Source organism: Achromobacter sp. (assembly GCF_032113835.1).
Lineage (GTDB): Bacteria > Pseudomonadota > Gammaproteobacteria > Burkholderiales > Burkholderiaceae_B > Achromobacter.
This window is the reverse complement of the sequence record NZ_DAMCTG010000051.1, coordinates 1-19,516: the sequence shown is the minus strand read 5'-3', so window position 1 is coordinate 19,516 and position 19,516 is coordinate 1. Positions and strand designations below refer to the sequence as shown.

Genomic DNA, 19,516 nt, shown 5'->3' with positions numbered 1-19,516 from the left:
ATGTCCCTCGCGCGCGCGCAGTTCAAGCGCTTTGCTCCGCTACGCATGTCCCTGGCTGTACTGGCCGCTTCCACGCTGCTGGCTGGCGTCGGCATGCCGCCAGCCCAAGCCCAAACCGCCCGCAAACCCTCCCCCTACGAAAACGGCCGCCCCCTGCGCCCCGACGAGGTCGAGGCGCGCAAGGCCGAGGACGCACGGTGGGGCGGCCCGCGGTTTCTGGAGAAGATCCAGACCCGGGCCGAATTCGATCAACTGGCGCGGGTCTACAACCCCGGCACGCCGCTGGAAATTCCGCATGTGCTGTTCGTGATCGACCGCCAGCGCAAGGACCGCATCTACTACCTGCACACGCCCCGCTACGGCTTGCACGAGACCTTTGCGCGCGAACGGCGTCTGCTGTCGGGCGACAAGGCCAAGCTGATCGCGCAGTACAAGGATCCGAACCGGCGTCTGCTGTTCGGCACGTTGAGCTGGCAGAACGGTCTGCCGGGCTACACCTATGAATTCTGGGAAGGCGATCTGGTGACGCCGGAACTGCTGACCCTGACCGCGCAGCGGCTGGCGGCCACGTTTTACGAGCCCCTGCGTTTCAAGAGCAACTCCACGCTGCAGGAGCAGACCGCGCAGCGCGCCGGGCTGGACGTGGTCACGCAGGAGGCGCTGTTGCGTGAGCAGACCTTCCTGCCGCTGAACACCGGACGCGCGCAAGGCCGGCTGCGCATCGTCAAATCCGTGGACGAGACGCCTGATCTGGCGCCCACCGACATCGTGGTGTTGGACGAGGTGCCCGTCGCGCTGACGCCCGTGGCCGGTCTGGTCACGCAGCGGCCGTCCACCCTGCTCTCGCACGTGAACCTGCTGGCCAAGGGCTGGCGCATTCCCAATGCCTACGTGCGCGACGCCGTGGCGGTCCTGCGCGAGCATGACGGCCAGTGGGTCGAGCTGATTGTGGAAAGCAATGGGTATCGGGTGCAGCGCATTGCGCAGCCTGCCGCAGCCGCCACCCAGCCGTCAACGACAACGCCTCCAAAAGCCGCCACGCCGCTACCCAAACCCGACCTGTCGGTGCGCGCCATCAAGCCGCTGTCCGGCATGACCACGCGCGACAGCCGTCACTGCGGCGTCAAGGCGGCGAACCTGGGCGCGCTGAAGTCCGTGCTGCCGCCCGCGGCCAACGTGCCGGACGGCTTCTGCATTCCGTTTGCCCAATACGCGGCATTCATGGACAAGCTGGGCGTGCCTGCCCGCGTGGCGGCGCTGGAACAGCGGGCGGACTTCGTGTCCGACGCCAACGTGCGGCGCGCGGAACTGGCCAAACTGCGCCAGGACATCGCCGACGCACCGCCCGATGCGCTGTCGGCCGACTGGCTCGCCCGCTGGAAAAAACAGCTGGACGGCCGCGGCGTCTTCGTGCGCAGCTCGTCCAATTCCGAGGATCTGCCCGGCTTCAGCGGCGCCGGCCTGTACACCACCGTGCCAAACGTCACGCAGGCCGATGCGCTGGCCCGGGCCGTGCAGACGGTGTGGGCGTCGGTCTACAACTTCGAGGCTTACGAGGCGCGCCGCGCGGCCGGCTTCAAGCAGGACGCGTTGGTCATGGCGGTGCTGGTGCAGTTGGCCGCGGCGTCGGACCGCTCGGGCGTCATGATCACGCGCGATCCCTTCGACGCCTCGCGCCGCCACGTCACCTACCTGTCCGCCAAGCGCGGGCTGGGCATCAAGGTGGTGGAAGGCAAGCGTCAGGCCGAGCAGGTCATGTATTCCAGCTGGTCCAAGGCAGTGCAGGTGCTGAGCCGATCGGCCGAGGACACGCAGCTCGTGGCCGCCGCAAGTGGCGGTGTGCGCGAAGTGCCTATCGAGGGCGGCCGGCAGGTGCTGAATGACGCGCTGGTCTCGCGCCTGGCCGCCGTGGGACGGCAGGTGAAAAAGCGGCTGGGAAATCGGGATCAGGACATCGAATGGGCCGTGCAAGGCGACGAGATCCTGATCCTGCAGGCGCGGCCGTATATCGACGGCGGGCGTTGACAGCAATCGCGCGTGCGGTAGGCGGGCTTGCCCAGCCCGGGCTGCATGAACTTGCCCCGCCAAGGTCAGCCGGGTCGGGCATATTGCATCGGCACAGCAAACCGGCGCGGTAGCGCCGGCAAAGCAACAAAGGCACGGCGCGGACATTGCATCCGCGCCGTACCCAGCCTTCAGATATGCAGCGCGTGCCCCAGCGCCTTGAGCGCGGCCTCCTGCACCGCCTCGCCCAGCGTGGGATGCGCGTGGATCGTGCCCGCCACGTCTTCCAGCGTCGCGCCCATTTCCAGCGACTGCCCGAACGCCGTCGACAGCTCGGACACCGCGCGCCCCACCGCCTGCCACCCGACAATCAGATGGTTGTCGCGCCGGGCCACCACGCGCACGAACCCGTCGGTGGATTCCAGCGTCATGGCGCGGCCGTTGGCGGCGAACGGGAAGGATGCCGTCACGCAATCCAGCCCGGCGCTTTCGGCCTCTTGCGGCGACAGGCCCGCCACCACGACCTCGGGATCGGTGAAGCACACGGCCGGAATGGACGCCGGCTGAAAGTGGCGGCGCTTGCCCGCCACCAGTTCAGCCACCATCTCGCCCTGCGCCATCGCGCGGTGCGCCAGCATGGGTTCACCCGCAATGTCGCCGATGGCCCAGACATCGCGCATCGACGTGCGGCATTGGTCGTCAATGCGCAGCGCGTTGCCCTTGCGGTCCAGTTGCAGGCTTTCCAGACCCCACCCCTGCGTGCGCGGGCGGCGTCCCACCGAGATCAGCACGCGGTCGGCGGGCAGCAGGGTTTCAGCGCCGCTTGCGTCCTGCACGCGCACCGCGTCGCCCTTGCCGTTCAGCCCCAGCACCTTGCGGCCCAGATGCAGCGCCACGCCCATCTTGCCCAGCGCGGCCGCCACGGGCTTGGTGAGTTCGGCGTCGTAGGTCGGCAGGATGCGGCCCTGCGCCTCGACCACGGCGACCTCCGCGCCCAGCTTGCGGTACACGGTGCCCAGTTCCAGGCCGATGTAGCCGCCGCCGACCACGACCAGTTGCTTGGGAATGCTCGTGGGCGACAGGGCCTCGGTGGACGACACCACCGTGCCGCCGAAAGGCAGCGACGGCAGCGGCGTGGGCTCGGAGCCTGCCGCCAGCAGCAGATGCTCGCATTGGATGCGAATGCGGCCGGCGTCGGGCGTTTCGACCTCGACGGTCTTGCCGTCCAGCAGCGTGGCCCAGCCGCGCACGACTTCCACGCCGTTCTTCTTGAGCAGCGCGCCGACGCCGCCCGTCAGCTTGCCGACGATGCCGTCCTTCCAGGTGACGGTCTTGGCGATGTCGATGCGCGGCTCGTCGACCGCGATGCCCAGCGCCGATTCGCCGGCGTAGTGACGCGCCTTGTCGAATTCCTCGGCCGCGTGGATCAGGGCCTTGGACGGTATGCAGCCGATGTTCAGGCAGGTGCCGCCCAACTGCGCGCCCTCGACCAGGATGGTCGGCACGCCCAGTTGCCCGGCGCGGATGGCGGCCACGTAGCCGCCGGGGCCGCCGCCGATCACCAGCAATGTCGTTGTCTTTGTGATCTGGCTCATGCTTACTCCACGAAAAGCAGCGCGGGTTGTTCCAGCAGCGCGCGCACGGCCTGGATGAAGCGCGCCGCGTCCATGCCGTCCACCACGCGGTGGTCGAAGGACGACGACAGGTTCATCAGCTTGCGCGCCACCACGGCGCCGTTGCGGAAGGCGGGGCGTTCGACGATGCGGTTCACGCCCACGATGCCGACCTCGGGGTGGTTGATCACCGGCGTGGTGACGATGCCGCCCAAGGGACCGAGGCTGGTGATGGTGATGGTCGAGCCGGACAGCTCGTCGCGCCCGGCCGAGCCGCTGCGCACCGCCTGCGCCAGCCGCGTGATCTCGGCCGCCATGGACCAGAGATCGCGCGCCTCGGCGTGGCGCATCACCGGCACCATCAGGCCGCCGTCGCTTTGCGTGGCGACGCCGATGTGCACGGCGCCGTAGCGCGTCACCACCCCGGCCTCGTCGTCGTAGCGCGCGTTGATCTGCGGAAAGTCGCGCAGCGCCACGACCATCGCGCGGGCCAGGAGCGGCAGCAGCGTCAGCTTGCCGCGCTGCTCGCCCCATTTGGCGTTGAGCTGCACGCGCAGGTCTTCGAGTTCGGTCACGTCGATTTCCTCGACGTAGCTGAAGTGCGGGATACGGCGCTTGGATTCGGCCATCTTCTGCGCGATCTTCCTGCGCAGGCCGATGACGGGCACGGCGTCTTCGTCGTTGCGTTCGGCGTAGGCGGAGCCGGCGCGCGCGCTGCTGGCCGAGCCCTGCCCTTGCAGCCAGGCGTCCAGGTCTTCGTGCAGGATGCGGCCCGCGGGGCCGCTGCCCTGCACGTAGCGCAGTTCGACGCCCAGATCCCACGCGCGCTTGCGCACGGCGGGTGAGGCCAGGGGCTTTTCGCCGGGCTGGCGGATTGCCGCGGGCGCACCGCCGGATTGGCGTGCGGCGGGCGACTTGGCCGAGGCCGACGTGGAGCCGGATGCGGATGCCGATGCTGACGACTTGGCCGGCGTGGAAGTTGCGGGCGTCGATGCGCCGGGCGTCGATGCGCCGGGCGTCGTCACGCCGGGCGTCGCTACGCCGGACGCCGCAGCGCCACTTTCCACCAGACCCGGACCACCCGCGCGCTGCGCCCCGTCGGCGGCAATCCCCTCACCCGCAGGCACAGCCGCCTTCGCCGCCGGCGCCGCCGCCGCAGCGCCCGCCTTCACATTCCCCTCGCCTTCGACTTCAAGCCGGATCAGTTCCCCGCCCACGGCCATCACCTGGCCGACATCACCACCCAGCGAAATCACCTTGCCAACCACCGGCGAGGGAATCTCGACCGTGGCCTTGTCCGTCATCACGTCTGCCAGCGGCTGGTCCTCGGCGACGGTGTCGCCCACCTTGACGTGCCAGCCCACCAGCTCGACCTCTGCGATGCCTTCGCCGATGTCGGGCATCTTGATGATATGAATCCCCATGTCATGCCTCCATCGCGCGTTTGAACGCTTCGCCGACCCGGCGCGGGCCGGGGAAGTACGCCCATTCCTGCGCGTGCGGATAGGGAGTGTCCCAACCGGTCACGCGCTCGACGGGCGCCTCCAGATGATGGAAGCAGTGTTCCTGCACCAGCGAAATCAGTTCCGCACCGAAGCCGCAGGTGCGCGTGGCTTCGTGCACGACCACGCAGCGCCCGGTCTTCTTGACCGAGTTGACGATGGCGTCCAGATCCAGCGGCCAGAGGCTGCGCAGGTCGATGACTTCGGCGTCGATGCCGGTCTCTTCGGCCGCGGTCAGCGACACGTGCACGGTGGTGCCGTAGGTCAGCACCGTCAGCTCCGAACCCGGACGCACGATGGCGGCCGATTCCAGCGGCACGGTGTAGTAGCCGGTGGGCACGACGCTGCCGGGACGACCGGTCCACGGCGTGACCGGGCGGTCGTGGTGGCCATCGAACGGGCCGTTGTAGAGGCGCTTGGGTTCCAGGAAGATCACCGGATCGTCGTTCTCGATGGCGGCGATCAGGAGCCCCTTCGCGTCGTACGGATTGGACGGCATGACCGTGCGCAACCCGCAGACCTGCGTGAACATGGCCTCGGGGCTCTGGCTGTGCGTCTGCCCGCCGTAGATGCCGCCGCCGCAGGGCATGCGGATGGTCATGGGGGCAATGAACTCGCCCACCGAGCGGTAGCGCAGGCGCGCCGCCTCGGACACGATCTGGTCCGAGGCCGGATAGAAGTAGTCGGCGAACTGGATCTCGCACACGGGCCGCAGGCCGTACGCGCCCATGCCCACCGCCACGCCGACGATGCCGCCTTCGGAAATGGGGGTGTCGAACACGCGCGAGCTGCCGAACTTGGCCTGCAGGCCTTCGGTGCAGCGGAACACGCCGCCGAAGTAACCGACGTCCTGCCCGAACACGACGACGTTGTTGTCGCGCTCAAGCATGACATCCATGGCCGAGCGCAAAGCCTGGATCATGGTCATCGGCGCCGAGGCCGGACCAGCGTTGTTATCGATTGCCATGGTCAGACTCCGAGCTGCTGGCGCTGCCGGCGCAGATGCTCCGGCATGTCCTTGTACACGTCTTCAAAAATGCTGGCGGCGCTGGGGACGTGGCCGTCCACCAGGGTGCCGTAGCTCTCCGCTTCCTTCTGGGCCGCCAGGATCTCGGCGTCGAGTTCGGCGCGGACCGCGTCGTGCTCGGCGTCGGACCAGATGCCCAACAGGATGAGGTGTTTCTTGAAGCGCTCGATCGGGTCGCCCAGGGGGAAGTGACTCCAGTCGTCGCCGGGACGGTACTTGGTGGGGTCGTCGGAGGTGGAGTGCGGACCGGCCCGGTACGTCACCCACTCGATCAGCGTCGGGCCGAGGTTGCGGCGGGCGCGCTCGGCGGCCCAGATCGACGCGGAATAGACCGCCAGGAAATCGTTGCCGTCCACCCGCAGCGACGCGATGCCGCAGCCCACGCCGCGGCCCGCGAAGGTCGCGCCCTCGCCGCCGGCTATCGCCTGGAAGGTGGAGATGGCCCACTGGTTGTTGACCACGTTCAGGATAACCGGCGCGCGGTAGACGTGCGCGAAGGTCAGCGCGGTATGGAAGTCGGCTTCGGCGGTGGCGCCGTCGCCGATCCAGGCCGAGGCAATGCGGGTGTCGCCCTTGATGGCCGAGGCCATGGCCCAGCCCACCGCCTGGATGAACTGCGTGGCCAGGTTGCCCGAAATCGTGAAGAAGCCGTTTTCGCGGTCGGAATACATGACCGGAAGCTGGCGGCCCTTGAGCGGGTCGCGCTCGTTGGACATGAGCTGGCACATCATCGTCACCAGCGACACGTCGCGCGACAGCAGGATGCTTTGCTGGCGATAGGTGGGAAAGCACATATCCCCCTTTTCCAGCGCCATGGCGTGGGCGGTGCCGATGGCCTCCTCGCCCAGGCTCTGCATGTAGAACGAGATCTTCTTCTTGCGCTGCGCGGTCAGCATCCGCCCGTCGAAGATGCGCGTCTTGAGCATCGCCCGCATGCCGGCGCGCAGCTGGTCGTGGCTGATCTCCGGCGCCCAGGGCCCGACGGCGCGGCCGTGCTCGTCGATGACGCGGACCAGGCTGTAGGCCAGTGGACCGGTGTCGACCGCGGCAACATCAATGGGGGGTTTGGGCACCTCGCCGGGCGGCGAAAGATGCAGATAGGAGAAGTCTGTCTTGCAACCCGGTCGCCCTGTCGGCTCGGGGACGTGCAACTTCAGCGGCCCATATTGGCTCATGTATTGTCTCCACGCTTGATCGTGTCATGCGTTTTCTTCCTACCAAGGCGTTGCCAGAGGCGTGTGACCTCGGACGCTGCCGTCGACGGCTTGCGCCCGGGGATACTTGGGCAAAGCCGTTGACGAGATTAGCACAGGGGACAGGGCCGATGAGCGGGCCGCGCGGCCCTTAAGGGCCGCATTGGACTACGGGTTTTCCTGCGTTGCGGCAGGCCCGGTTGCCCGCTCTACCAGCGGTAGCTGAGGGTCGCGTACAAGGTGCGCGGATCGCCGTACCGGCAGCCGGTGCTGCCGGCGCAAGCCAGGTAGCCGCGGTTGAACAGGTTGCGCGCGTTCACCGTCAGCGACAGGCCGGACATCGACGGATCCAGCGCGCCAAAGTCATACGCGGCCATCGCGTCCACCAGGAACTGCCCCGGCACATTGGTGGGGTAGCCCGGCAGGTTGGTCGAACTGGCATAGCGCACCCCTGCCCCCACGGTCATCCCGCTCACGCCCGCCGCCGTCAGGTTGTAGTCGGCCCACACCGACGCGCTGTGCAGCGGCACCAGCGCGATGCGCTGGTCCACCAGGGCCGGCGTGTTGCTGCGCGTGGTGCGCGCGTCGGTGTACGCGTAGCTCGCGGTCAGGTTCAGCGCGCCCAGGCGAGCCTTGGCTTCCAGTTCCAGGCCACGCGAACGCGCCTTGCCCGTCTGCACCGAATACGTGGCGTCGGCCGGATCGCTGGTCAGCGCATTGGTCTGCGTCAGGTCGTAGATGGCGGCGCTGTACAGCATGTTGCCGCCGAGCGGCTCGTAGCGCAGCCCCAGTTCGTACTGGGTGCCCTTGGTGGGCTTGAACGCATTGCCCGCGCGGTCCACGCCCACCGTGGGCGCGAACGACTGGCTGGCGCTGAGGTAAGGCGCCAGGCCGTTGTCGGCCAGATAAAGCAGGCCGATGCGGCCGGTCGTGGCCGTGTCGCGCAACCGGGTGGTGACGCCGTTGGCGTAGCTCTTCTGGTCGGTGTCGGCCCAGTCCTGGCGCCCGCCCAGCACGACCACCCACTTGTCCTGGATCTTGATCTGATCCTGCACATAGAGGCCCAGCGCGCTGGACCGCGTGTTGATGCCGTAGTCAGCCGCGGTGTTCAGCACCGGCACGGCGCCGTAGACCGGGTTGTAGATATCGGCCAGCGGAGCCACGGCGCCGGAATGGCGATGGGAATCGTAGCCGCTGCGGTAGTAGTCCAGGCCAGCCAGCACGGTGTGCTGCAAGGGGCCGCCGTCCAGTTTCATTTCCAGCGACGTGTCGGTGGCGATGCCGTACGAATGCTCGCTGCGGCTGACGACGCCGCGGCGCAGCGTGCGGCCATTGGCCTGCAGGGCGCCGAACGACAGGTAGTCCCAGGTGCCGTCAGCGGTGAAATAGCGCGCGCTCTGGCGCAGCTTCACGCGGTCGTTGAAGGCGTGTTCGAACGCATAGCCCACGGTGTAGGTGTCCGTGTCGTAGCGATCGAAATCAGGCTCGCCGATGAACAGGTCGCGCGGAATCTGGCCGTTCAGCGTGTTGGCGGCAGGCATGGGCGCGGCGAATTTGGTGCGGATGCGCTGGTAGGTCGCCAGCAGGGTGAGCGACGTCGCGGCCGACGGCTGCCACGTCAATGCCGGCGCCAGATAGGTCCGGTCGTCCGGCACATGATCCACCCAGTTGTCGGCGTTGCGCGCCAGGCCGGTCAACCGGTAGGTCCACGTGCCGTCGTCGGTCAGCGCGCCGGCAAAGTCGCCCGACACCTGCCGGCGGTTATAGCTGCCCGTCTCCAGGTTCAGCTCGCGCAGCGTGTCGGCGGTGGGCCGCTTGCTGACGGTGTTCACCACGCCCCCGGGGCTCAATTGCCCATACAGGACGGACGACGCCCCGCGCAGCACTTCCACGCGCTCCAGGCCGTACGGTTCCTGCCCGCCGTCGTAGACGCTGGACTGGAGCTTCAGGCCATCGCGCAATTGCCCGGAGTTGCCGGCGGCCACATTGAAGCCGCGCAGCATCAGGTCATCGACCATCCGGCTGAACGCCGGCGACTGCGAGGAAACGCCGGGCGTATACCCCAGCGCGTCGGCCAGCGACGCCGCCTTGACCGCGCGGATCTGGTCGCTGGTGACCACCGACACCGATTGCGGCGTCTCGATCAGCGGCGTGTCCGTCTTCGTGCCCGACATCGCGCGCTGCGCAACGTAGCCCTCGACATGGCCGGTGGGCGATTCCGCCGAACCCGTCACGCGCACCGGTTCCAGCATGGTCGCGTTGGCCGGCGCGCGGCGCGCGCTCAGCGTGCCGTTGGCCGTGACCGCCAGCTCCAGCCCGCTGCCTGCCAGCGCCTGGCGCACGGCCTCTTCGGGGGTGTAATTGCCCGCCACCGCCGCAGCCGTGCGTCCCGCGACCAAGGCGGGGTCGACCGACACCGCGCGCCCGCTCTGGCGGGCGATCCGGGTCAAGGTGTCGCCCAGCGGCGCCGCCGGCAGGTCGTAGCGCGTTGCCGCCGGGGCCGGGGTTTGGGGCTGTGTCTGAGCCTGCACCGCGGGCGCGGCCAAAGCGACGATCAGCGCGGCCGTCAGCGGCGCGGCTGGATAGTGATGAAACATGGAATCTCCTGCAAACAGTTTGGCGTTTCAGGAGGTATGTCCAGCGAGGCCGGCAAAAGCGATCATTTTTTTTCAGCGGCGTCCGCGCGCAGGTCGATGCCCACCAGCCAGCCGCCCAGCGAACTGACCTGGATGGGCAGCGTCTGGCGCAGCGATTCCAGCGTGCGGTCCGTGTCGTCCAGCGGGAAGGCGCCCAGCACGCGCAGCCGCGCGGCCTCCGGCGTGATCCTGATGACGCCGCGCCGATAGGGACGCAAGGCGTCCACCACCGCGCCCAGGGGCTCGTCGTGCACAACCAGCATCCCGCCCTGCCACGCGGCCGTGTCGCTCAGTTGCACATCCGGCTGGCCCAGCCCGCCCGCCCCGAAACGCACGCCCTCGCCCGCATGCAAGGTCAGGCGCTGTCCGCCCGCGCGCACCTCGACGCTGTGCTCGAGCACGCTGGCCACGCTGGTCTCGCCCTGGCGGGCCACGCCGAACACCGTGCCAAGCGCTTGAACCTCGCCGTCGGCGCTGACCACCATGAAAGGCCGGCTGGCGTCGGACGCCACGCGCACGAGCACTGCGCCGCTGCGCAAGCGGATGCGGCGCGCCCCGGCGGAGAAATCCAGGTCCACCGCGGACCGCGCATTCAACGTCAATTCGCTGCCGTCGGGCAAGGTATAGACGCGGCGCTCGGCCGTGCCCGTGCGAAGGTCGGCGGTCAGGGTACGCAATGGCGTCTGGCGGTCTGCAAGCGCCGCCAGCCCGCCGGCGGCGAGCGCCAGCATCAGCATGTTGCGCAAGGCGCGGCGCCGGGCGGGCGGCTCCTGCAGCACCGCCCCGGCGGCTCGCCGCTGTCCGCCCTGGCCCAGGGCGTCAAAAGAACCCTTGACCGCGGTGTTCACCGTCTCCCAGGCCGCGGCATGACGCGGATCGGACTGGCGCCAGCTTTCAAAGCGCATCCGGTCCGCCGCGGCAACGCTGCCGGAGGACAGCAGCACCATCCAGTCCACGGCCGATTCCAGCTCGGCCGGCAATGCGGGCGCCGTCATGGCGCAAGCCGCGAAGCCACGCACAGCGTGATGGCCTGCTTCATGTAGCGCCGCACGGTGATGACGGACACGCCGATGCGCGCGGCGATCTCGGCGTAGCCGAGCTCGTCAACCTGGCTGTAGAGAAAAGCCTGGCGCGCCTTGCGCGGCAGGCGGTGCAAGACGCGGTCGATGTGCATCAGGGCCTCGACGACAAGCGCACGGCTTTCTTCGCTGGGCGCGCTGGCCTGCGGCAGCGCCTGCAGGCTGTCGATGTAGGCGCGTTCCAGGTCGCGGCGACGCCAGAACGTAAAAAGCGCGCGCTGCGCCAGGGTGGTCAGGAACGCGCGCGGCTCGCGAATCGCTTCGGCGTGGCGGCCCGACAGGATCCGCACGAAGGTATCGTGCGCGAGATCGGCGGCGTCGTGGCGGCAACCCAACCTGCGCCGCAGCCACTCCTGCAGCCAGGAGTGATGGGCTTCATACAGCTCGGCAGCGGCGTGCTCCGTGGGCTGCGCGGATGAGGACATAACGAGGCGCCAAGCTAATTAACAATAAGAATTATTGTCATTTATTGCCTGGCGCGCAAGCGCGGCCGGCGACCGCGCTGCCCGGCTTAGACGGCGCCGGTCCACTCCGTGACGAATTCACGGTAGTCCGGACGCTTGGCGGGCGGCACCGCGCACGCAGGCGTGCCGATGGCCAAAAAGCCCAGGAAACGGTAATCCAGCGCGTCCAGCCCCAGCGCGTCCTGGACCTCTTCAACGTACGTGCCCAGGCCGGTGCTCCAGAACGCGGCGTAGCCCAGCATGTGGACGGCGTTCAGGATGTTCATCACCGAGCAACCGGCGGCCAGCAGCTGTTCCTGTTCGGGGATCTTGGTGTTGTCGTGGGCGATCTTCTGGGCCACGGCGATGAACAGCGGCACGCTGGCCATCCATTCACGAACGGACTTTTCCTTTTCGGGCGTCATGCGCGGATCGCCGCTGCGCTTGACGGCGTCCAGCGCCGTGTCCGCCAGCTTGCCGATGGCCTCGCCCTGAATCACGACATAGCGCCACGGACGCAGCGCGCCATGATCGGGGGCCGACATGGCGGCCTGCAGGATCTGTTCGAGTTCGTCGGGTTTGGGCGCCGGCGCCCGCAGAAGCTTGAAGGAGCGGCGCGAGGTCAGGGCGTGGAGCGGCGTGGCGGTCTGGTTTACGGTCATTGATCGATGCGCAAATGGGAAAGAAACAGATTCTCATAGTACGCGATGACGTCTGACCGGCCGCTGATCCCCCGGACTGCAACAAGGACATCCGGGCGGCGCGCTCAACCCAGGTGGGTGTGCCGCTCTTGCCGCTCTTCGACCTGCATTTCGCTCAATCCGTGCAGGATGCCGCAATCGTCCGAGTCCGGCCGCGCCGACAGGCAACGCTGGCGCAGCTCGGTCAATTGGGCCTTCAACTGCATCAATTCGGCGATGCGCTCGTCGACATGGGAGATGTGCTCGTCAAAGAGCTGGTTGATGGGGCCGCAGCCGGTGCGATGGTTGTCGGCCACGGACAGGATGGCGCGGATCTCGTCCTGCGTCATGTCCAGCGCGCGGCAGTTGCGGATGAGGCGCAGGCGCTCCAGATGCATCTGGCCGTAGGTGCGGTAATTGTTCAGCCCGCGGTCCGGGGCGGGCAGCAGCCCCTCTTTTTCGTAATACCTGACGGTTTCGACCGTGGTGCCGGCCGCCGTGGCCAATTCGCCGATACGCATCGCTGCCTCCCGGATCAGATCCGATGATTAGGGGTTGACCCTATAGTAACTCCAAGGTGTGGAATTGCGTCATCAGCTTATTTGAAGGGTCAAGCGGATGTCTTTACCTCCGGTCAAACAACGCGAACATCAGTCGAGCGGGCACGGCGACGCCTGCTGCGGTGGCGGGCACGCGCCTGCGCAGGCCGCGCCGGTCGCCGTAGTGCGCTTTGAGAAGCCAGGCGGTGACGCCTGCTGCCGCCACGATCATCCGACGGCGCCGGGCAAGGATCACGGCCACGCGCACGCTGACCACGGCAGCAACCATCACGACCACGGGCACGCCCACGAGCACGCCGCCGACAGTTGCTGCGCGCCCGCTGCGGCAGCCCCGGCCGCTCAGAACGCCGCCTGCTGCGGCCACGATCACGGCGAAATCATCCAGCAGTCAACGGCCGGCGCAGCCGCGTCGACACTCACCGCCGGCCCCGGCCAACTGCTGGCGCGCCTGCGCATCGGCCAGATGGACTGCCCCACCGAGGAAACGCTGATCCGCAAGAAGCTCGCCGGCGTGGACGGCGTGCATGCGCTGGACTTCAACCTGATGCAGCGCATCCTGACCGTGGTCCACGCCGAAAACGCGCTGGATCGCATCATCGCAGCCATCAAATCGCTGGACATGACGCCCGAGCCCCTGGCCGACGGCGCGGCGGCCGCTCCTGCCCCGGCCGCGAAGGCGGTGAACTGGTGGCTGATCGGCGGCGCGGGCGTGCTGGCGGCGCTATCCGAGTTTTCGCATTTTGCCGAAGGCCCGCTGCTGCTGACCGCGGCGCTGGCCCTGGCCGCCATCCTGGCCTGCGGCGTCAGCACCTATCGCAAGGGCTGGATTGCCGTGCGCAACGGCAACCTGAACATCAACGCGCTGATGAGCATCGCCGTCACCGGCGCCGTGCTGATCGGCCAGTGGCCCGAAGCGGCCATGGTGATGTTCCTGTTCAACGTGGCCGAACTGATCGAGGCCCGCTCGCTGGACCGCGCGCGCAACGCCGTGCGCGGCCTCTTGGACCTGGCGCCCGACACCGCCACGCTGCGCCAGGCGGACGGAAGCTGGTTGGAAGTGCCTGCCGCGTCGCTGCAGCCAGGCGGCATCGTGCGCGTGCGCCCGGGCGAGCGCATCGCCGCGGACGGCATCATCGTGAACGGCACGTCGGCCGTGGACCAGTCGCCCATCACGGGCGAAAGCCTGCCCGTCGAGAAGTCCCAGGACGATCCGGTGTTTGCGGCCACCGTCAATACTTCCGGCTCCTTTGAATACCGCGTGACCGCCGCGGCCGGCAACACCACGCTGGCGCGCATCATCCACGCGGTGGAACAGGCGCAGGGCGCACGCGCCCCCACGCAGCGCTTCATCGACCGGTTCTCGCGCATCTACACGCCCGCCGTCGTGGCCGTCGCGGCGGCCGTGGCCGTGCTACCCCCGCTGCTGTGGGGCCAGCCGTGGTTCGACGCCATCTACCGCGCGCTGGCGCTCTTGATCATCGCCTGCCCGTGCGCGCTGGTGATTTCCACGCCCGTCAGCATCGTCAGCGGCCTGACCGCCGCCTCGCGCCGCGGCATCCTCATCAAGGGCGGCGTCTATCTTGAAGAGGGGCGCAATCTGAAATGGCTGGCGCTGGACAAGACCGGCACGCTGACGCACGGCAAGCCGGTGCAGACCGACATCCAGGACTGGGAGGCGCCCGAGTCCCTTCCCGGCTCCAACCCCGCCGCCCTGATCGCCGCCAGCCTGGCCGCCCGTTCCGACCACCCCGTGTCGCTCGCCGTGGCCAATGCCGCGCGCGAGGCCGGCAGCGCGCTGCTGGAGGTCGACGCCTTCACCGCCCTGCCCGGCCGCGGCGTCAGTGGCCAGGTCGACGGCCAGACGTATCACCTGGGCAACCGCCGCCTGATGCGCGAACTGGGCGTGTCCAGTGATGCGCTCGACGCCCGCGTTGACGAACTGGAAAGCCAGGGCAAGAGCGTCATCGCGCTCTCCGACGGCAGCCGCGTGCTGGCGCTGGCGGCCGTGGCCGACACGGTCAAGCCCACCAGCGCCCAGGCCATCGCCGACCTGCACGGGCTGGGCGTGCGCACCCTCATGCTGACGGGCGACAACACGCCGACCGCGCAGGCCATCGCGCGCCAGGTTGGCATCGACGAAGCCCGCGGCGACCAGTTGCCCGAGGACAAGCTGACCGCCATTGAAGGCAAGCTCGCGCCGGACGTGCGGGTCGGCATGGTGGGCGACGGCATCAACGACGCCCCCGCGCTGGCCCGCGCCGACATCGGCTTTGCCATGGGCGCGGCCGGCACCGGGACCGCCATCGAGACCGCCGACGTGGCGCTGATGGACGACGACCTGCGCAAGATCGGCACCTTCCTGCGCCTGTCGCGCGCCACGCATCGCGTGCTGGTGCAGAACATCGCGCTGGCGCTGGGAATCAAGGTGGTGTTCCTGGCCCTTGCCGTGACGGGCCACGCGACGCTGTGGATGGCGGTGTTTGCCGACGTGGGCGCGAGCCTGCTGGTGGTGGCCAACGGCCTGCGGCTGCTGCGCGCCGCGCCGGCCAGCCGCTGAACGGAACGGACGGCGCCGAGGCCGGCAAACGCGCTGGCTGCGGCGGTGGCGGCGCCGATCCGGTGCCGCCACCGCCGCAGCCCCCGCCGCGAATGCCCGTATGATGGCGAAAAACAGAGCCGCCCCGCGCGCCATCAAGGAGACTCCCGCTTGTCCGCAGGTTCGCATTCGTCCGTCCCGGAAACGTTTCCCACCTTTGAATCGTCGGATTTCTCGGGAGAGGGATCCTTCTATTTCGATCTCGTGCGCCTGCAGGACCACGACGACATTCCGCGCGGTTTCCTGCACCGGCACCGCTACTACCACCTGCTGTGGATGACCGAGGCGCAAGGCACGCACCTGCTGGACTTCGAGCAGCACGCGGTGCGCGACCACTCGGTCTTCTTCCTGTCCCCGGGCCAGATCCACGCGTGGACATCGTCGGTGAAGCCCAGCGGCTATGTCATGAACATCAGCACCGAGTTCTTCGCGCAGATGTTCCCGCGCGCGGACGACATCGCCAAATTTCCGTTCTTTCACCTGGCGGGCGGACCGCCCGTCATCTACCTGACGCGCGAGCAGCACGACGCCATGCTGCCGCTCCTGGCCGAAATCGAACGCGAGACGCGCGACCGCCAGACGGGGCGCTTTGACGTGGTGCGTTCATACCTGCTGATCCTGCTGACACAGCTTCGCCGCCTGTATCCGGCCGACGAACGCGAGACCGCCGCCGGTCCCAGCTATTCGCTGGCCAAGCGCTTCACCATGCTGATCGAAGAGCATTACCTGGACTTCTCGGCCATCCGCCAGTACGCCGACGCGCTGTGCGTCAGCGAGCGCCAGCTCAACGACGCGGTCAAGCGCAGCGTGGGGCGCACCGCCAGCCAGCTCGTGCAGGAGCGCATTGCGCTGGAGGCCAAGCGGCTGCTGTGCAATACGGACCTGAGCATCGCCGAGATCGGATTCCAGCTGAACATCGAAGACCCGGCCTATTTCGCGCGATTCTTCAAGAAACACACGGGCTGCACCCCGGGCGACTTCCGCAAGAAGTTCTACCGCCCCATCGAATGACGGAACCGTCGGATGGCGGCCGTACTGAATGACGGCACCGTCGGATAGCGGCCGTACCGAATGACGGCCACGCCGCCCGCCCCGCAAAAAAGTGCAAAACAAGCTCTGATCTGTCCTAACGCGCCCTGACCCGGGCTGCGTAAAGTTCATCCGGACTCAACCCGCCGCGCTGCGGCCAGATTGAAACTGCGATGAACGACACTTCGACATTGATGACGGGCGGCCAGCATGTGGTGCGGGCCTTGCTGGAACACGGCGTGGACACCGTATTCGGCGTGCCCGGCGAGAGCTACCTGGATGTATTGGACGCGCTGTACGCGCACCGCGAGCAGATCCGGCTGGTGTCCTGCCGGCACGAAGGCGCGGCGGCATTCATGGCCGAAGCGCACGGCAAGCTGACCGGCCGGCCGGGCATCTGCATGGTGACGCGCGGCCCCGGCGCCACCAACGCCAGCATCGGCGTGCAGACCGCGTTCCAGGATTCCACGCCGATGATCGTGCTGGTCGGCCAGGTCGGCAACGACATGGTCGAGCGCGAGGCCTTCCAGGAAATCGACTACCGCCGCATGTTCGGCCAGTTCACGAAGTGGGTGGCGCAGATCGACAGCGCCGCGCGCGTCACCGAATACCTGAACCGCGCCTTTTCCGTTGCCACGTCCGGCCGCCCCGGCCCCGTGGTGCTGGCGTTGCCCGAGGACATGCTGACCGACGTGGCCCCGGCCCTGTCCTGCGGCGCGATCCAGGTGCCGCAGGCCTACCCGGCGCCCGACGCGCTGGCCGGCATGCGCACGCTGCTTGCCAAAGCGCAACGTCCCCTGCTGATCGCGGGCGGTTCCGGCTGGACCGACACCGGGCTGGCAAGCCTGACCCGTTTTGCCGAGATCAACGGCCTGCCCGTGGCGTGCTCGTTCCGCCGCCAGGACCTGTTCGACAACCACCACGCGCAGTACGTGGGCGAAGTCGGCATCGGCGTGAACCCGGAACTGGCCGAGGACGTGCGCCAGGCCGACGTCATCCTGGCCGTGGGCGCGCGGCTGGGCGAGATGGTGACGGGCGGCTATACGCTGCTGCAATCGCCGGTGCCCAACCAGACGCTGATCCACGTGCTGGCCAGCGCCGAAGAACTGGGCCGCGTGTATCAACCGGCGCTGAAGATCCAATCGGGCATGGATGCCTTTGCGACGTCGGCAGCGGAACTGGAGCCCGTGGACGCCTCGCCGTGGCGCGACTGGCTGCAACGCCTGCGCGGCAACTACCTGCGCTACACCGAACCGCCCGCCGCACGCGGAGACATGGACCCGGCGCGCGTCATCGCCGCGCTGCGTGACCAGCTCGACCCGAGCGCCATCCTGACCAACGGCGCCGGCAACTACAGCGCGTGGGCGCATCGCTACTACCGTTTCAGCCAACCGCGCACGCAATTGGCGCCCACCAGCGGCGCCATGGGTTACGGCGTGCCCGCGGCCATCGCGGCCAAGTTGCGCCATCCGGATCGCCAGGTGATCTGCCTGGCGGGCGACGGCTGCTTCCTGATGACGTCGCAGGAACTGGCCACCGTCAAGCAGCACAAGCTGGGCATCGTCTTCATCGTGTTCAACAACGGCATGTACGGCACGATCCGCATGCACCAGGAGGTGCACTACCCCGGCCGCACCATCGGCACGGACCTGTGCAACCCGGATTTCGTGGCCTACGCGCAATCGTTCGGCGTCGCGGCCGAACGCGTGGACACCCATGAAGCGTTCGGACCCGCGCTGGCGCGGGCGCTGGACAGCGGTTCCCCCTATCTGATCGAACTCAGTCTGGACCCCGAGGTGATCACGCCCCGGGCCACTTTGACGAGCCTGCGCGAAAAGGCGCGCACCGCCGGCGCCTGACAGAATAGGCCCGGCGTTCACATAAAAAAATCCAACACTGGAGAGAGACATGACCACAACCCTGACCCCGCGTCGCCTGGCCGCCGCCTTCCTGATGACCGCCGCCTCGATCGGCGCGGCCACGTCGGCAGCCGCCGCCGACTTCCCCGAACGCCCCCTGCGCATCATCGTGCCGTTCGCGGCAGGCGGCGCCACCGACGTGATCGCGCGCACCGTGGCGCAGTCCATGTCGACCCGCCTCGGCCAGCCCGTCGTGGTGGAAAACAAGGCCGGCGCCAACGGCAACATCGGCGCCGTCATGGCGGCCCGTTCCGAAGCCGACGGCTACACGCTGCTGATGGCCACGTCCAGCCACGCCATCAACGCCTCGCTCTATCACAAGCTGGACTACAACCTGACGCGCGACTTCGCCGGTCTGTCGAACTTGGCATCGGTGCCGCTGGTGCTGGTGGTGAACCCGTCCGTGCCGGCCAAGACGCCGCAGGAACTGGCCGACTACGCCAAGGCCAACGGCAACCGCGTGAACTACGCGTCCGGCGGCACCGGCACGGCCTCGCATCTGGCCGGCGCGCAATTCAATTCGCTGGCCGGCGCGCAGATGACGCACGTGCCGTACAAGGGCGGCGCGCAGGCGCTCAACGACCTCATGGGAGGACAGGTCCAGATCATGTTCGCCAACCTGCCCGAGGTGCTGTCGCAGGTGCAGGCGGGCCGCCTCACCCCCATCGCCGTCACCGGCACGCAGCGCCACGCCGCCCTGCCCAACGTACCGGCGTTTTCCGAAACTGCCTACACGGCCATGAACGCGCGTTCGTGGTTCGGCCTGTTCGTGCCGGCCGCCACGCCCGCGCCCGTGGTGGAAAAGCTGTCCAAGGCCATCACCGACGGCATCGCCGACCCGGCCGTGCAGGACAAGCTCAAGGGCCTGGGCGCCGACCCCGTGGGCGACGGCCACACCGCCTTCCAGAAATACGTCAACACGGAAGTGGAACGCTGGAGCGTGCTGGTCAAGCAGTCCGGCGCCACCGCCGACTGACACCCGTTTTTGCAACCGCCATCAAGGATTCATCATGCTTTACGACGTACGTACCTACACCTGCCGCGCCGGCACCATCAAGAAGCACCTGGCGCTGTATGCCGAACACGGCTACGAGGTGCAGAGCCGCCATCTGGGCAAGCCGCTCGCCTACATGCAGACCGAGACGGGCAACGTCAATTCCTACATGCACATCTGGGTCTATGACAGCGCCGCCGACCGCGAAGCCAAGCGCCAGGCGCTGCAGAAGGATCCGGCC

At 68.1% G+C, this 19,516-nt stretch carries 15 protein-coding genes; 6 read left to right on the top strand and 9 right to left on the bottom strand.

The window, feature by feature from the left end; genetic code table 11:
* Positions 1–2,025: a PEP/pyruvate-binding domain-containing protein gene (locus RT697_RS17500; RefSeq protein WP_313700557.1), complete on the top strand. Its 2,025-nt coding sequence runs from the start codon at positions 1–3 to the stop codon at positions 2,023–2,025.
* Positions 2,026–2,195: 170 nt separating this feature from the next.
* On the opposite strand, the gene lpdA is transcribed toward RT697_RS17500, so the two are convergent.
* From lpdA to cadR, 9 genes are all read right to left on the bottom strand, one after another.
* Positions 2,196–3,599 carry a dihydrolipoyl dehydrogenase gene (gene lpdA / locus RT697_RS17495; RefSeq protein WP_313700555.1) on the bottom strand — a complete coding sequence of 468 codons (1,404 nt, stop codon included), beginning with the start codon at positions 3,597–3,599 and terminating at the stop codon, positions 2,196–2,198.
* 2 nt (positions 3,600–3,601) lie between these two features.
* Complete coding sequence (locus RT697_RS17490; protein WP_313700553.1) at positions 3,602–5,041, bottom strand: dihydrolipoamide acetyltransferase family protein; 1,440 nt, start codon at positions 5,039–5,041, stop codon at positions 3,602–3,604.
* Position 5,042: 1 nt separating this feature from the next.
* Positions 5,043–6,086: an alpha-ketoacid dehydrogenase subunit beta gene (locus tag RT697_RS17485; protein WP_105238420.1), complete on the bottom strand. Its 1,044-nt coding sequence runs from the start codon at positions 6,084–6,086 to the stop codon at positions 5,043–5,045.
* A gap of 2 nt (positions 6,087–6,088) precedes the next feature.
* Positions 6,089–7,321 (bottom strand): 3-methyl-2-oxobutanoate dehydrogenase (2-methylpropanoyl-transferring) subunit alpha, encoded by a 1,233-nt coding sequence (locus RT697_RS17480; protein ID WP_175126102.1) that lies wholly within the window; start codon positions 7,319–7,321, stop codon positions 6,089–6,091.
* A 227-nt stretch (positions 7,322–7,548) separates the two neighbouring features.
* Positions 7,549–9,936, bottom strand: a complete 2,388-nt coding sequence (locus RT697_RS17475; RefSeq protein WP_313700550.1) for a TonB-dependent siderophore receptor — start codon at positions 9,934–9,936, stop codon at positions 7,549–7,551.
* A gap of 62 nt (positions 9,937–9,998) precedes the next feature.
* A complete protein-coding gene (locus RT697_RS17470) occupies positions 9,999–10,970 on the bottom strand; it encodes a FecR family protein (RefSeq protein ID WP_313700549.1) in 972 nt (323 codons plus the stop codon).
* A complete protein-coding gene (locus tag RT697_RS17465) occupies positions 10,967–11,479 on the bottom strand; it encodes a sigma-70 family RNA polymerase sigma factor (RefSeq protein ID WP_313700547.1) in 513 nt (170 codons plus the stop codon). The genes RT697_RS17470 and RT697_RS17465 overlap by 4 nt, the downstream gene beginning before the upstream one ends.
* 86 nt (positions 11,480–11,565) lie before the next feature.
* Positions 11,566–12,159 carry a nitroreductase gene (locus RT697_RS17460; RefSeq protein ID WP_105238415.1) on the bottom strand — a complete coding sequence of 198 codons (594 nt, stop codon included), beginning with the start codon at positions 12,157–12,159 and terminating at the stop codon, positions 11,566–11,568.
* A 104-nt stretch (positions 12,160–12,263) separates the two neighbouring features.
* On the bottom strand, positions 12,264–12,698 hold the full coding sequence (cadR, locus tag RT697_RS17455) for a Cd(II)/Pb(II)-responsive transcriptional regulator (RefSeq protein WP_312434675.1): 435 nt from the start codon (positions 12,696–12,698) through the stop codon (positions 12,264–12,266).
* 97 nt (positions 12,699–12,795) lie between these two features.
* Between cadR and RT697_RS17450 the strand changes: the two genes are divergently transcribed.
* The 5 genes from RT697_RS17450 to RT697_RS17430 form a co-directional block, all read left to right on the top strand.
* Positions 12,796–15,294: a heavy metal translocating P-type ATPase gene (locus tag RT697_RS17450; protein WP_313700544.1), complete on the top strand. Its 2,499-nt coding sequence runs from the start codon at positions 12,796–12,798 to the stop codon at positions 15,292–15,294.
* A gap of 150 nt (positions 15,295–15,444) precedes the next feature.
* A complete protein-coding gene (locus tag RT697_RS17445) occupies positions 15,445–16,344 on the top strand; it encodes a helix-turn-helix domain-containing protein (RefSeq protein WP_313700543.1) in 900 nt (299 codons plus the stop codon).
* Between the two features lie 191 nt (positions 16,345–16,535).
* A complete protein-coding gene (locus tag RT697_RS17440) occupies positions 16,536–18,221 on the top strand; it encodes a thiamine pyrophosphate-binding protein (RefSeq protein WP_313700541.1) in 1,686 nt (561 codons plus the stop codon).
* A 49-nt stretch (positions 18,222–18,270) separates the two neighbouring features.
* On the top strand, positions 18,271–19,257 hold the full coding sequence (locus RT697_RS17435; protein WP_313700539.1) for a tripartite tricarboxylate transporter substrate binding protein: 987 nt from the start codon (positions 18,271–18,273) through the stop codon (positions 19,255–19,257).
* A gap of 34 nt (positions 19,258–19,291) precedes the next feature.
* On the top strand, positions 19,292–19,516 hold a 225-nt coding region (locus RT697_RS17430), incomplete at its 3' end, for an NIPSNAP family protein (RefSeq protein ID WP_313700537.1).

What these genes read in the sequence shown, in the direction of transcription:
- RT697_RS17500 (WP_313700557.1), top strand. Translation starts at nt 1, where the DNA reads ATGTCCCTCGCGCGCGCGCAGTTCAAGCGCTTTGCTCCGCTACGCATG.
- lpdA (WP_313700555.1), bottom strand. Translation starts at nt 3,599, where the DNA reads ATGAGCCAGATCACAAAGACAACGACATTGCTGGTGATCGGCGGCGGC.
- RT697_RS17490 (WP_313700553.1), bottom strand. Translation starts at nt 5,041, where the DNA reads ATGGGGATTCATATCATCAAGATGCCCGACATCGGCGAAGGCATCGCA.
- RT697_RS17485 (WP_105238420.1), bottom strand. Translation starts at nt 6,086, where the DNA reads ATGGCAATCGATAACAACGCTGGTCCGGCCTCGGCGCCGATGACCATG.
- RT697_RS17480 (WP_175126102.1), bottom strand. Translation starts at nt 7,321, where the DNA reads ATGAGCCAATATGGGCCGCTGAAGTTGCACGTCCCCGAGCCGACAGGG.
- RT697_RS17475 (WP_313700550.1), bottom strand. Translation starts at nt 9,936, where the DNA reads ATGTTTCATCACTATCCAGCCGCGCCGCTGACGGCCGCGCTGATCGTC.
- RT697_RS17470 (WP_313700549.1), bottom strand. Translation starts at nt 10,970, where the DNA reads ATGACGGCGCCCGCATTGCCGGCCGAGCTGGAATCGGCCGTGGACTGG.
- RT697_RS17465 (WP_313700547.1), bottom strand. Translation starts at nt 11,479, where the DNA reads ATGTCCTCATCCGCGCAGCCCACGGAGCACGCCGCTGCCGAGCTGTAT.
- RT697_RS17460 (WP_105238415.1), bottom strand. Translation starts at nt 12,159, where the DNA reads ATGACCGTAAACCAGACCGCCACGCCGCTCCACGCCCTGACCTCGCGC.
- cadR (WP_312434675.1), bottom strand. Translation starts at nt 12,698, where the DNA reads ATGCGTATCGGCGAATTGGCCACGGCGGCCGGCACCACGGTCGAAACC.
- RT697_RS17450 (WP_313700544.1), top strand. Translation starts at nt 12,796, where the DNA reads ATGTCTTTACCTCCGGTCAAACAACGCGAACATCAGTCGAGCGGGCAC.
- RT697_RS17440 (WP_313700541.1), top strand. Translation starts at nt 16,536, where the DNA reads ATGAACGACACTTCGACATTGATGACGGGCGGCCAGCATGTGGTGCGG.
- RT697_RS17435 (WP_313700539.1), top strand. Translation starts at nt 18,271, where the DNA reads ATGACCACAACCCTGACCCCGCGTCGCCTGGCCGCCGCCTTCCTGATG.